Source organism: Streptomyces sp. NPDC006655, assembly GCF_040703965.1.
Taxonomy (GTDB): domain Bacteria; phylum Actinomycetota; class Actinomycetes; order Streptomycetales; family Streptomycetaceae; genus Streptomyces.
In genome coordinates this window covers 34,437-47,074 of sequence record NZ_JBEYJU010000070.1, presented here as the reverse complement: position 1 = coordinate 47,074, position 12,638 = coordinate 34,437, and the positions used below count along the sequence as shown (strand labels likewise).

Genomic DNA, 12,638 nt, shown 5'->3' with positions numbered 1-12,638 from the left:
GGAGCAGTGGAACCCGGCGCCCACCCGACACGTCAGTCGGGCTACCAGCCTGCCCGCCAGCAGCCACGGAACGCGAAACGGTCTGCCGACTCTGTAGGCAGACCGTCAAGAAAGATCGAGGCTAGTGCAGCAGTGCCTGCACCACAGCCGTACTGGGGAACACATGTTCCCTACAAATCAATGCAACCTTTTCCACATCAGGAGAGTCCGCGTCTACATGTACACGAACGCCCTGGACCCGCAGCCCCATTCGGGCCAACTCGTGCCGCAGCCGGTCACGCTCGGTCTGGCTGCCGCTGGCCTCACCCTGGAGAGCCCCCTCGTCGACGGCGAGAACTACACCTCCACCCTCAACCCGCCTCCCGGTCATGACCCCCGCCACCCGGCAAAGACTTCGGACGGAACTGCGGCATGAAATACAAAGACGAAGATGAGATCAAGCGCGCGCTTGGAATCGACTCCTGGAGACACCTCTCCAAGGACAAGATGGTCAGGTTTGTCGCCATGATGCCCGACATGGGTACCGAGGTAGCCCTGAAGATCGTCGAACAATTTCCCGCATTCAAGGAGTTCGCCCAGAATGTCGTGGATGCGATAAAGAAATCGCATGAGTCCACACTCTCGGCCAACAAGGAGAGCCAGGAACACGTCCATCGAGCCTATCAAGATCTCAGGGAGACCCTCAAGAGGGAGCTCGACAAGGACGACTTGACTTGGGAACAGAAAAGGGAACTCATCGAGAAGATGCAGGAAGCCGTAAGGGAGGAGTCCCAGAAGGACAGCGAGAATAAAAATTTCTTGGATGGGGCGCTTAAGAAAGTCATGCTGGTCGGTGGTGTTGCACTCGCCTTGGGTGTGGCTTTTGTAGGTGGCAGGGTAATGGCTGAGAGCAAGGACGACCCCGAAGGGACCCTGGAGGCCTGACTTTCACCTCCACCCTCGCTTCCCCAGGCCACGGCCCCGCCACCGCACCTGACCCAACGTCTGTCGCTGCCCAAGCCAGGAGCCAGGATGGTCTCGCTCACCTCCGAAGGAGACACCCGCAAGGTTCAGACCGCGGTCATCGGCCAGGCCGAGTCGGACTGGCCGGTGTTCCTGCCGCACGACCACGACGACTTGGACCAGTTCACGCGGGGTCGAACCCGCGACCACTTCTACTGCGGCGTCCTGCTCGGAGGCTGCGGCAAGAAGCTGACTGCGAAGCGGTACACGGAGAAGTAGTCCACTTCCCCCACCGGCCGCCCGTGCACTGCCGCCGCACGGAGACCGGTGAGGCCAGCGCCGACCACCTCTACATCGGTCAGGCGCTACGGCGTTGGCTGCTGCGGCAGGGTTACGAGGTCACCTACCTGGACCCGGCGCGGTCCACGGCGGAGCCGCCGAGGTCCGGTTCGGTCAGGGCCGGTCCCGGCTCATCCGACTACTGCGGGCTCTCGCACAACGAGGTGAACGCCGCCGGGCATGCCATCCGCATCTCCTGCCGCACCGAGGGCGATACCCGCGAGGTGCACGTCGGCACGCAGTACCCGGACAACAGCCTCGCGTGGTCGGCCATCACCGAGTGCCGCCTGTCGAACGAGGGGATCATCACGCCCCGACTCGACGCCGAACCGCCCGCGAACAGCACCCCCGCTCCCACCCCCACGCCCGTGACCTTCCCGCTGGCTCCGGGCACCATCGCCTACACCGCAGCGACCGAACTCCCCGCACCGCAACCCGACCCGGACGGCACTGCCGTACGCCTCTACTCCGTCGAGACGGCCTCTGCCTGCTCACTGGCGACTTCCTCCACTCCCAGGGCTGGGCGAACCGACGCTGTGGGCCAATCGCCGGTACGGACTGCTCACCGTGCGACGACAAGGTTCCCGACAGCCGCTGTTCCCGGCTACCGTCGCCCCCCCGTCCCCGCGGTTTCCCGAGGGCGGGGGTTCCCGCATCCCGCACGGGCCGCAGGGAATGTATAGGGGCGGGTTCGCGAGGAAGGCCATGTTCGCGTACCGGTACAGCTCCAGGCCTGCAGCGTGGGAGCGGCACCTCGTCCGAGCCGGTTTCACGTCCGCTGAGGCGACAGTGGTGAACGCTCCGAGAGCCGGGCACATCGGCACGCTCATCGTCCAGGCCCGCACCTGACAGTCGCGGCACGGCCCGGTCGGCATCCTCCGCAGCCGACCGGGGCCGACTTGACGCCCGCGGAATGGTCCCGCGAGTGCCACCCCCGTGAGCCGTTCAGGCCTGCGACACGAACCCCACGAACCGCGCCCACTCCGCACGCCCGACGGCGAGGTGCGCGCGCGTCACTCGTGCGCCGTAGAGCGAACGCGGATCCGGCGCACGCCAAACTCAGGGCCCCCAGGGCGAGTGCTGACGAACAGATGCCCAGGAAGCGGGAGTTGGGGGCAGCGGCCCGGCTGGTCGAGGCGCTTGGGAACCCGTTGCCGCGTGGGCGCCGTTAACCTGTCGGTATGTCAGAGTTTGTCATACCCGGTCGCGCGAACAGCCTGATCACCCTGGGTGCCGCGGATGCCCTGTGGGTCGATCTGACGCCGGCAGTGCTGTGCCGCCGGCTCTTGGGGCGTTCACCTGCTCTCCTACCCACGCCTGGGTGGGGTACGTCCTGTGCGGCGGTCAGGTGAGGGCGAGCGGCGGTCAGTGGACTGTTCCGGAGATCGAGGTGCGCCGGGCGGCTGCGGAGCTGAACGCGGTCAGAATGGACCGGCAGGACCTGGTCCGCATCGGTCCGATTCGCAGGGCTGCGAGGCGGGAACAGGAGGGCGACGAGGAAACGCCGCTGCGTTGGCGACGGCGCATCACCGGGGAACTGCAGGAACGAGGTGGCCCCGAGCAAGCGCACTGTTCTGAGCGGGCACGGGAGACCTGACACCGTTCCTGTTCGTCGTGGCCCCCGTGTCGCACGCCCGCGCTGCCGTTCCCGGCCACGCCGGTCCACGCGGCCGGTAGCGGCTCCCCCGGACGGTCGGCGCGCGGCGTCCACCTGCGAGGCACGCCGCGTAGCCCGTCCGGACGGCAGGGCGGGCCACCACCCCGGAGCGCGGCTCTCGGGGTCGTGCCACGCACGGCACAATGGGGCCCGTGAGCGACGACGATGTGGATCTGGCCGACGTCCTGGGCACCCAGGAATCCGCCTGCCTGGAATTCAAGCGCAGCGCCAAGCGCGAGGGCAGGCGCGGCGATGCCATCGGCAACGCGGTGTGCGCGATGGCCAACGATCTGTGTGATCACGGCGGCGGTGACATCCTCATCGGTGTGGACGACAACGGTCACCCTGTCGACGATGTCGACCTGAGCGACCGGGCACTCCTTCAGCTCACCGATCTACGGGACGACGGCAGGGTCCTCGACCGTCCGTCCCTCACCGTCGAACGAGCCGTCTACCGGAGCAAGCCGGTCATCCGGCTCCGTGTCGCCGCCTGCGCGACCCCGCCGGTCCGGTTCGAAGGCGTCATCTGGGTCCGTCCAGGCCCCACCACACGCAAGGCGAGCCGTGAGGACGAACGCGTCCTCGCGGAGCGCCGTCGCGCCAAGGACATCCCGTACGACACGCGGCCACTGCCTCTCGCGCGCCTCGACGACCTGGATCTCGACTTGTTCCGGCAGTCCTATCTGCCCTCCATGGTCGCGCCGGACGTCATCGAGGAGAACGGCCGCCCGACCGAACTTCAGCTCTCCTCCCTCCACCTTCTGACCCCGGAAGGCTCACCGACCACACTCGGCGTGCTCACCATCGGTCTCGACCCTGGCAGCCAAGTGCCAGGCGCATACGTTCAGTTCGTTCGTTACCAGGGCACCGATCTCGACGCTCCCATCTCCGACGAGCAGGAGCTCCGCCAGAACCTGGTCGGCCTCGCGGCGAGGCTCGAACCCCTGCTGCGCAGCAACCTGCGCACCCGCCTCGTGGAGGACGGCTTCCGTGAAACGCCCCGACCGGATTACCCCCTGGAAGCCCTCCGCGAGCTCTGCATGAACGCTCTCATGCACCGCAACTACGAGACCTCCTACGCGCCGACCCGCATCGTGTGGTTCGACGACCGAATCGAGATCACGAATCCCGGTGGCCCTTTCGGACAGGTCAGGGACGACAACTTCGACAGGGTCACCGACTACCGCAATCCGTCCCTGGCCGCCGCGATGAAGGGCCTGGGCTATGTGAACCGGTTCGGCCGCGGCATCGGACGCGTCAGGAAGGCGCTCGAGACCAACGGAAACCCGCCGCCCGAGTTCCAGGTCGACGCTTCGTCCTGGGCCGTCGTCCTCCGGAGGGCCGCATGACCTCGATCGCGCTGTTCAACAACAAGGGCGGCGTGGGCAAGACCACCCTCACCTACCATCTCGCCCACATGATCCAGCGCCTCGGCCTGAGCGTGCTGGCCGTCGACCTGGACCCGCAGGCGAACCTCACCTCGATGTGCCTGGAGGAGACCGAGATCGAGGAGCTGTGGGAGAACCCTTCCGAGCTCATCAACCAGGGCGCGGCGGCGGCAGGACTGCCAGGCACCGGACGGGTGCGCAGTGGCCAGACCATCGCCGATGCCGTCCGACCCATCCTGGAGGGCACGGGCGACATCGCGACCGTCGAGCCGGCCAGGCTCCAGCCGGGGCTCTGGCTGTTGCCGGGCAGCCTCGACCTCAGCCGCTTCGAGGACAAACTGTCCAACGAGTGGTCCCGTGCCTACGCCGGTGACATCGCGGCCGTCCGTACCTCCACGTCGTTCCACCGGATCATCGAGCAGGCCACCCGGGCCGTCGAGGCCGAGGTCGTACTCATCGACGTCGGCCCCAACCTCGGTGCCATCAACCGTGCCGCCCTGATCTCGGCAGACACCGTGCTGATGCCGCTGGCAGCCGACCTGTTCTCCCTCAAGGGCCTCAGCAACCTGGGGCCGACGCTGCGGCAGTGGCGCGCCGACTGGCAGGGGCTGGTGCTCCCCAGGGTGCCCCCGAACATCTCGGCGCCCCGGGCCGAGATGCGACCGCTCGGATACGTCATCATGCAGCCTGAGATGCGCCTCGACCGGCCGGTCAAGGCGTACGAGCGCTGGCTCCAGCGGATTCCGTGGGTCTATTCCTCCGCTGTTCTCGACGAATCGCCGCCCTCCCGCACGGACGACCGCCACCGCATCGCCACCCTGCGGAACTACCGGAGCCTGATGCCCTTGGCGCACGACGCACGCAAGCCCATGTTCGACCTGAGACCGGCCGACGGCGCCCTGGGCAGCACCCAGCAGTACGTGAAGACCTGCTTCAAGGAATTCCGGGCGCTGGCCCAAGAGGTCCTCGCCAGGATCGGCGAGTCTCCGGAAGAAGCGCCGCCATCACCGGCAGCCAATCGACGTTAGTCCGGCCGCCGCGTCGCCCGCCTGGACCGCGAAGCCCGGCCCGCGTTCGGAAACCCGCCTGCGGCGCCCACCACCTCGTGGGCCACGGCCGTGGAGCGAGCGCAGCCGCAGCCCGGGAGCAGGTTCGAGGGGAGCCCACCGCAACCGATCAAGAACCCTCCGCCGGTACCAGCCCGCCCTCCGACTCGATCAGCTCCCCGGCGGCGGTCAGAGCTTCGATGTCGGCGGTCAGCGCGTCCCGGATGTCGGCTCCGAGCCGCGCCCACCCGAAGAAGCGAGCGGCTTCCCGTAGCAGGTCCTCGCGGTGCACGCCAGGGCCCTCGTCGACCACGTTCCAGAGCACGAACCGCCGCTCCGCCACGGGAACCTCCGCCACCCGACGGGCGCACCGCTCCGTCGGCGTGCGGGCGAACTCCAACTCGTGGCCCGGCCTGTCGTAGGCCGTACCGACATGGACGATCTTGCCTTGCTTGAGCAGGCGGCGAAGGGCACGGTCGATGCGGTCGCGAACCACCTGGCCGGCTCGTCCGAGGCCCCACGCAAGACGGACCCGGGTGTAGATCACCTCCTTCTCGACGGGCCCTTCCACCTCGACCACACACAGCGCCACGTCCGCCACCACATCGAGGGCATCGGGGTCCTGTAACTCCACGCCCCACATGCCTCGCTGGCTGCTTGACCTGTCACGTACCTCTGTCAGCAGGTCAGGGTCGACCTCCTGATAGGGACGGCTCCAAGTCGCTGGGCCGACGTCGACCGTCACGAACTCCACTCGCGGGGCCGCCGGACCACCTGCGATCTCTGCAGGCGGTCCGCCCTCCGCGCCCAGGAGGCCGTCCATGACCTGTGTCGTGCTGCCAGCGTTGCCGAGGTCGCCGACGCTACCGCCCACCCCCGCGGGTGGCGCCACTCGCACCGCATGAGGGTCCTCCGCACAGGCCGCCTCCACCGCGGCCCGCAGCCGTGCCATCGCGTCCCGGCGGTTGCGGTACCAGTCCGTACCCCAGATCCGGTGCAGCCGCCAGCCCAGGTCGCGCAGGACCGCCTCCCTGAGCCGGTCGCGGTCCCGGGCCGCCCGCGAGGAGTGGTACATGGCGCCGTCGCACTCGATGCCCAGCGCGTACGTGCCGGGCGCGCCCGGGTGCCGTACCGCCATGTCGATGCGGAAACCGGCGACCCCCACCTGCGGCTGGACGTCGTACCCCCAGCCGCGCAGGACGTCGACGACCTCCTCTTCGAAGGGGCTCTCCGGAGCCGCGTCCGGATCGGCGGCCTGGGTCTGGAGGATCGCGGGACCCAGCTGGGCGTACTGCAGGTACCGCTTGAGGTGTTGCACGCTCTTGTTGGCGCTGTCCGGCAGGTCGCCTCCGTGGAAGGAGGCGACGACTTCCATGCGGCGCCGGGCCCGGGTCACGGCGACGTTGAGGCGCCGCCAGCCGCCCTCCCTGTTGATGGGGCCGAACATCGACAGCAGCTTGCCGCGGTGGTCGGGACCGTAGCCGATGGAGAGGATGATGACGTCACGCTCGTCGCCCTGGACGGTTTCGAGGTTCTTGACGAAGAAGCCGTCAAGGCGGCCTTCCGTGAAGTGGTGGTCGAGGTCCGGGCGGGCCGCCCTGGCCTTCTGCACCGCCTCCTCGATCGCCTCCGCCTGCGCTTTCGACAGCGCGACCACGCCGAGGGTGTGCTCGGGGCGGGTGTCGAAGTGGTGGATGACGCGCTGGGCCACCTTGGCGGCCTCAAGGGGATTGTCGCTGTTCCCTCCGCGGTCGTAGACGCCGTCCGCCTTGATGAACTCCACTCCGATGTCCGGTCCCTGTTCCAGCGCGCCGGGGAACGTGACCATGGAGTTGTCGTAGAAGTCGTGGTTGCTGAAGGCGATCAGGTTCTCGTGCCGACTGCGGTAGTGCCAGCGCAGGGGCAGCCCGCGCAGGACTCCGCTGGCTTTGCACATGTCGAGGATCGACTCGAAGCCGTCGATGGCGTCCTCGTCCCATTCGTCGCCGTCGTCGTTGTCGCCGGCCGCGGTGAAGAACGAGGTCGGCGGCAGCTGCTTCTGGTCGCCCGCCACGATGAGGGCCTTGCCCCGGTAGACCGAGTTCACCGCGTCCTGGGGCAGGACCTGGGACGCCTCGTCGAAGACGACGACATCGAACTCGAAGTCCGGCGGCAGAAACTGACTGACCGTCAGTGGACTCATCATGAAGCAGGGCTTGACCAGCCGCACGACGTCGCGGGTCTGCTGCAACAGGTGCCGTACGGGCATGTGGCGACGCTGTTTCTCGGACTCGCGGCGGAGCAGGGCCGCCTGGCCCACCGCTGTCCGGCGAGGGCGGCGGGCGTTGCACGCGGCGATGACCTCGGCGTGTGCCGCCGCAACCAGGTCCTGGTCCACCCTCTGGAAGCGCTCCACCAACTGATCGCGTTCCACAGCCCGCATCGGCTTCAGCCGCTGGTCGATGGCGAGCTGGTGCTCGACCCACGCGGTGAGCACCGCGCGTTCCATGGCTGCGGGGAAGTCCTCGGCGGACACCTCCCGACGCGCGAGCTGGTCGGGCAGTTCGTCGAGATGGTAGCGGCGCAACAGGGTCAGCGCGTCGGCGCAGCTGGTCCAGGCTTCCGGTCCGAAGGGATCGCGGTCCAGGCGGGACAGGGCGGACCGGGCCGCGGTGAGGGAGTCGGCCAGTTCGCGTCGCAGCTCCTCAGCCCGCTCAGGCTCGAAGTGCCCGGCAAGTGCCTCGCGCTGGCGGCTCCAGTCCCCGGCGCGTGCCGCCACGGACGGATCGGCCGATGCGGCCAGCATCAGCCGGGCCGCCGTTTGCGACAGCGGCGCGGAGTGTCCGCCATGTGCGGTTCGACGGACCTTCTGGGCCCAGTCCAGGGCGTCCAGGATCGCGTCGCGGTCTGTCTCGGTGCTCTGGTAGAGAGCACCGAGAAGGCTTCGGTAGGTGGCGTCGTTCTCCGCGAACGAGGACTCGGCGGCGCGGGCGGAGACGACAGCGGCCACCGCTTCCCTGGCCCGCGACAGAGTGAGACCTGTTTCCTCGTCCATGGCGCGGGCGGTCGAGCGGATGAGGTCGGCCGCGTCCTCGAAGGGCTCCACATGCGCGCGAAGCCAGCTCGCCGCCGGTTCGAGGGGGTGCGCGGCGAGTACTGTGCCGACCATCGCGAGGTGGGGTTGCCCGGTGTATTCCTGCCACAAATCCAGGTCATGGCGGATCTGGTCGGCCCGCACGAGGAGTTCGCGCGGTTCGGGCCGGCCGTCGGCCAGTACGTCTACGAGGCTGGTCCGGCGCGCTGGTTCTGTGAGCGTGTCGGGTGCCAGACGGGTGATCAGCCAGGCGGAGTCCAAGGCAGCCCGCAGAGCCTCGGTGCGGGGGTGCCCTGCCGGGGCGTACCGACCCAGCAACCCGAGTTGTTGTTCCGAAACGTACGGGCCCGGTTGCTGTCGCGTCAGGTCAAGGCCGCGTCGAAGGAGCTGCCCCATGGCCTCGTAGCCCGTCAGACCGTTGGGCGCGGAGTCGTGCAGGTCGCCCGCCTGCGTGTCGAGGCCCTGATACCAGGGGCCGAGAAGGTCACGGTCGGTTACCGCCCGAGCGGCGAACGCGGCGGTCTCCTTCTGTGCCGCGTGCGCGGCCGTGACCGCCGTGCGCGCGGAGGCGAGCGTCAACCCGGAACCGGGGCCACTGTCCCGGCGACCGACCGAGACCACGGCGTCCAGCAGCGCGACGGCCTGCCGCAATGGGGCGAGGTGGGCGCGCAGCCAGCGGGCGGCGGCGTCGAGCGGCTGCTTGGTGAGGTCGGCCGCGTGTGGTGCCAGCGACGGGCTGTCCAGATTCCTTCGCCACGTGACGAGACCGCTGCGCAGCGCCGTTCCCTGCTCGACGAGAGCAGGGCACGGCTCTCGACCGTCGGCCAGGTGCCTGGCGAGCAGACTCCGGCGGTAGGGGTCGGCGACAGTCTCCGGCGCGAGTGCGTGAATCGCTTCGGCGTGCGCGAGTGCCTTGCGCAGTTCCGGGACCTCGGGCAACGCGGTGCCCCGGTAGCGGCCGAGCAGCTCGGCGTGGGCCGTGGCCAGCGACCGCAGCTTCCGGTGGGCGGCGCACCAGGCGTCGGCGAGTGGCAGCTTGTCGTACAGCTCACCGCGCCACGAGCCGCCGCGCGTCAGCCCAGCCACGAACTTCCGGTCGGCCCGGACGCCAGTGGACAGCATGCCGACGAGTCCCTGGCGGCCCTCCATGAGTCGGTGGACCGCTTCGGGCAGTTCGGGCGTGGAGACGACTTCGGGCAGGAAGGTGCCGCGTGCCGCCTCTTCCGCGGCAGCCAGGTCTTCGGCGGCCGCGGTGATCTCCGAGACGGCTGCCTGGACCCCGGGAAGTGCTCGGGGATCGAGCCATGCTTCGAGTGTGCGGTCCGCGACTGTGGCCAGCTCCACGAGGGTGGCCAGGTCCTCCGCCTCGGACGCCGCCTTCGGCCGCTCGCACCCGAGGCGCTCGGCGACCGAGTCGGCGTGCTCGACGGCCGCCTCAAGGGTGTCGGCGAGCGTGTCGAACCGCTCGGCCAGCTCCGTGGCCTCGCGGCCGGTCAACGAGGCGATGTCGGTGCCAGGCGGCTCCAGTGCGGCGAGGGCCTGCTCGTTCGCCGGTCGCTCGGCGCTCATTTCCCGACGTAGTTCGGCCCACCCCGGGCCCGCGTGGCCCGCTGCGAGGGCTTGGGCGGAGAGGACCTGGTCCCGCCGTGCGAAGAAGTCTCGCAGTGCGTCGGCGGTGGTCCGGACCGCCGCCTCCTCCGCCCGCACGGGGCCTTCAGGGAGCAGCCACTCTTCGAGAGGTCGGTGTTCGGTGCCGGCCACGGCGATCACGTCGCACAGATGACGGGCTTCCTCGGGGCCACCGGGATTCGTGAGCCCGGTGAGGCGACTGACATCGGTGAGGCCCTGCAGTGTCCGCTCCAGCACACCGGCGATGCCGTCGAACTCCCCGGCGAGCTGTCGCGCTCGTTCCTCTGTGAGTCCGGCGAGGTCGAGGCCGCGCGGCGCCATCGTCGAGAGCGCCTTCTCGGCTTCCCCCGGCTCAGCCGTCAGCCTGGTGGACAGCTCCTGCCAGCGCTCGCCCACCGTCGCGCGGACGGCACCGCTCGTACGCTGCACCTTGCGCAGTTCTGCCAGGAAGGCGTCGACCCGGTCGTCCACCTCGTCGGCGAAGGCATCCGTGGTCAGCCACGCTTCCGGCACAGGACTCCGCACCTCGAGCAATCGCAAGAGAGCGACCAGACGGTCGATTCCGCTCTGGTCCGTGACGGGCACTCCCTCCGGCACGAGATCCCGGTACCGGTCGACCGCCGTCGCGATCGCGTCCCGCGCCGCCTGTGCCTGCTCCAGCACCGGACGCGGATGCGGCAGGCCGGCCCGCAGGTCACGCCAGGGGAACGACGGATCGGCGACCGCCTCCCAAGCCTCGGAGATGGCTTCCGTCGCCTCCACGATCAGGCGCAGGTCTTCGTCGCTGAGCATCTCGGCGCGAAACGTCGCCACCGCTCCGGGAGTGTCGTCACCACGGGTCAGGTACGCCACCGGCGCCTTGGACAGTTGGCCGACCCGGCCGAGTACGTCGTGCAGGGTCCGCCCCAGCGGGTCGCGGACCTCGTTCATCGCTTCGGCGTAGTCGCTGAGCGCGAGGCGCAGTTCCCTGGCCTGGGCCAGGGTCTGGGATGACAGCTGCGGTGCGCGCGGCTCCTCCGCGAGAGCCCGCCCCAACTCCTGGGCCACCGCTTTGCGGCTGGTGTTGTGGCTGTGGAGGGCCAGCGCGTAGGAGTCGAGTCCGACCGACTTCAGCCGGTCGAGGACGACGTCGAGGGCCGCCGCCTTCTCACTGACGAACAAGACGCTCCGGCCCGCGTGCATCAGACCGGCGATCATGTTCGTGATCGTCTGGCTCTTGCCGGTGCCGGGCGGGCCGTCCAGGACGAAGGACTGTCCAGCCACGGCCGCGGCGACGGCCTGCCGTTGGGAGGCGTCGGCGTCAAGCACCAACGGACTGTTCTCGGGCGGGCTCAGTTCGTCGATCCGGTCGAGCTCGATCTCCTCGAAGTCGAAACGGTCGGTGGCGAGTCCGGAGTCCGGACCGAGAGCCATCGCCCGTACGAGGTCACTGCCGAGGACGCGATCCTCGTTGTCCAGCAGGTCCTGGTACATCGACTCCTTGTGGGAGGCGAAGAGCGCGAGTACCACACGGTCGGAGATCTGCCATCCGGCCTTGGCCGCCACCGCGCGAGCCGCAGCGGAGAGCACCGCTTGCAGGTCCGAAGGGTCCTGCTCGCCAACCGGCGTCCAGTCGACATGCAACTGCTCCAGTTTCACCTTCAAGGCCGGGTTGAGGCGCGGTTCCTCGTCGTCGCTCGCCCTGAGGCGAATCCGGCCGTTGCGCGCGCGCTCGATGACCACCGGCATCAGGACCAGCGGGGCATCGCTGCCCGCCTCAGCGCCGTCCTCACACCAGCGGAGCATGCCGACACCAAGATTGAGGGTCCACAGGCCATAGTCGTTGAAGACCTGCGTCGCTTTGGCGCGCAGGCTGTTCAACGCGCGCAGAAGGGAAGGCGCGGTGGTCTTCTGGGTGACGATTCCGTCCGCGCGATCGCCCTTCTTCGCCAGGACCACATCACCAGGTCGCATGCCCTCGCCTGCATCCGGTTCCTCGTCCGGGAGCGGCGCGAAGTCCCAGCCGCGGGCCATGCCTTCGACGAGCTCCTGTGCGGAAGGGGTCGAGATCTCCAGTGTCGCCGACTTGGTGTGCCGAAAATTGAGCAGCCGGTTACGGCCGCTCAGGTCCACCAGAGAGGTGCGCCAGCTCTCGAGGATCGCCTTGAGGCGGTCGAGTTCCTGGATGCCCCCGAAGTCACGCGAGTCCGTCACGCTGGCCCCTGCTGTTGTCGACTCTGGGCCAACGGAGCGTCGGCGCCGCCGGCAGTTCCCTGCGCCGCCAACGCAGGGCGCGGCCACAGACGTCCGTACTGTCATGGTGGCCGCACAAGTCCCGCTGATCCCCCCCTAGACGCGGAATTGTACGGTCAGCTCACCAATGCGTGAAGCGTTAACTACGGAATGTTCCTCTCGCCGATCACGCGGGCCTCCGTCCCGGACCAGAAGTTCCTTCCCGGAAAGGCCGCAGGTGGCGGCGTGGGTTGCGGCATCTCCTGCGTGCACGTCCGGAGCGTGAAGGCCAGATCGGAGCGGACAGCCCCTTCGCGAGAAGGACGGCTGGCCTCTTTCACGAACGGCTCACC

Annotated in this window: 6 protein-coding genes and 1 pseudogene; 6 read left to right on the top strand and 1 reads right to left on the bottom strand. The window is 68.9% G+C overall.

Translation table 11 applies throughout. From position 1 onward, the window contains the following. The first annotated feature begins 217 nt into the window (after nucleotides 1–217). The 6 genes and pseudogenes from AB0958_RS31590 to AB0958_RS31565 all read left to right on the top strand — a co-directional run bounded on the left by AB0958_RS31590 (nucleotide 218) and on the right by AB0958_RS31565 (nucleotide 5,354). Entirely contained in the window at nucleotides 218–415 is a 198-nt protein-coding gene (locus AB0958_RS31590; protein ID WP_366893893.1) for a hypothetical protein, read from the top strand. Continuing rightward, nucleotides 412–924, top strand: a complete 513-nt coding sequence (locus tag AB0958_RS31585) for a hypothetical protein (protein ID WP_366893891.1) — start codon at nucleotides 412–414, stop codon at nucleotides 922–924. The genes AB0958_RS31590 and AB0958_RS31585 overlap by 4 nt, the downstream gene beginning before the upstream one ends. Before the next feature lie 87 nt (nucleotides 925–1,011). After that, nucleotides 1,012–1,221: a hypothetical protein gene (locus AB0958_RS31580; RefSeq protein WP_366893890.1), complete on the top strand. Its 210-nt coding sequence runs from the start codon at nucleotides 1,012–1,014 to the stop codon at nucleotides 1,219–1,221. A gap of 714 nt (nucleotides 1,222–1,935) precedes the next feature. Further along, nucleotides 1,936–2,130: pseudogene (locus tag AB0958_RS31575) on the top strand (SAM-dependent methyltransferase); the annotation flags it as partial. Nucleotides 2,131–3,081: 951 nt separating this feature from the next. Continuing rightward, on the top strand, nucleotides 3,082–4,287 hold the full coding sequence (locus tag AB0958_RS31570) for an ATP-binding protein (RefSeq protein WP_366893889.1): 1,206 nt from the start codon (nucleotides 3,082–3,084) through the stop codon (nucleotides 4,285–4,287). Next, entirely contained in the window at nucleotides 4,284–5,354 is a 1,071-nt protein-coding gene (locus AB0958_RS31565) for an AAA family ATPase (RefSeq protein WP_366893888.1), read from the top strand. Before AB0958_RS31570 ends, AB0958_RS31565 begins: the two co-directional genes overlap by 4 nt. 148 nt (nucleotides 5,355–5,502) lie before the next feature. On the opposite strand, the gene AB0958_RS31560 is transcribed toward AB0958_RS31565, so the two are convergent. Beyond that, nucleotides 5,503–12,267, bottom strand: a complete 6,765-nt coding sequence (locus AB0958_RS31560; RefSeq protein ID WP_366893887.1) for a DUF3320 domain-containing protein — start codon at nucleotides 12,265–12,267, stop codon at nucleotides 5,503–5,505. Between the last annotated feature and the right edge of the window lie 371 nt (nucleotides 12,268–12,638).

Excerpts from the sequence above, each read along its gene's own strand:
- AB0958_RS31580 (WP_366893890.1), top strand. The coding sequence starts at position 1,012 with ATGGTCTCGCTCACCTCCGAAGGAGACACCCGCAAGGTTCAGACCGCG.
- AB0958_RS31570 (WP_366893889.1), top strand. The coding sequence starts at position 3,082 with ATGGGGCCCGTGAGCGACGACGATGTGGATCTGGCCGACGTCCTGGGC.
- AB0958_RS31565 (WP_366893888.1), top strand. The coding sequence starts at position 4,284 with ATGACCTCGATCGCGCTGTTCAACAACAAGGGCGGCGTGGGCAAGACC.
- AB0958_RS31590 (WP_366893893.1), top strand. The coding sequence starts at position 218 with ATGTACACGAACGCCCTGGACCCGCAGCCCCATTCGGGCCAACTCGTG.
- AB0958_RS31585 (WP_366893891.1), top strand. The coding sequence starts at position 412 with ATGAAATACAAAGACGAAGATGAGATCAAGCGCGCGCTTGGAATCGAC.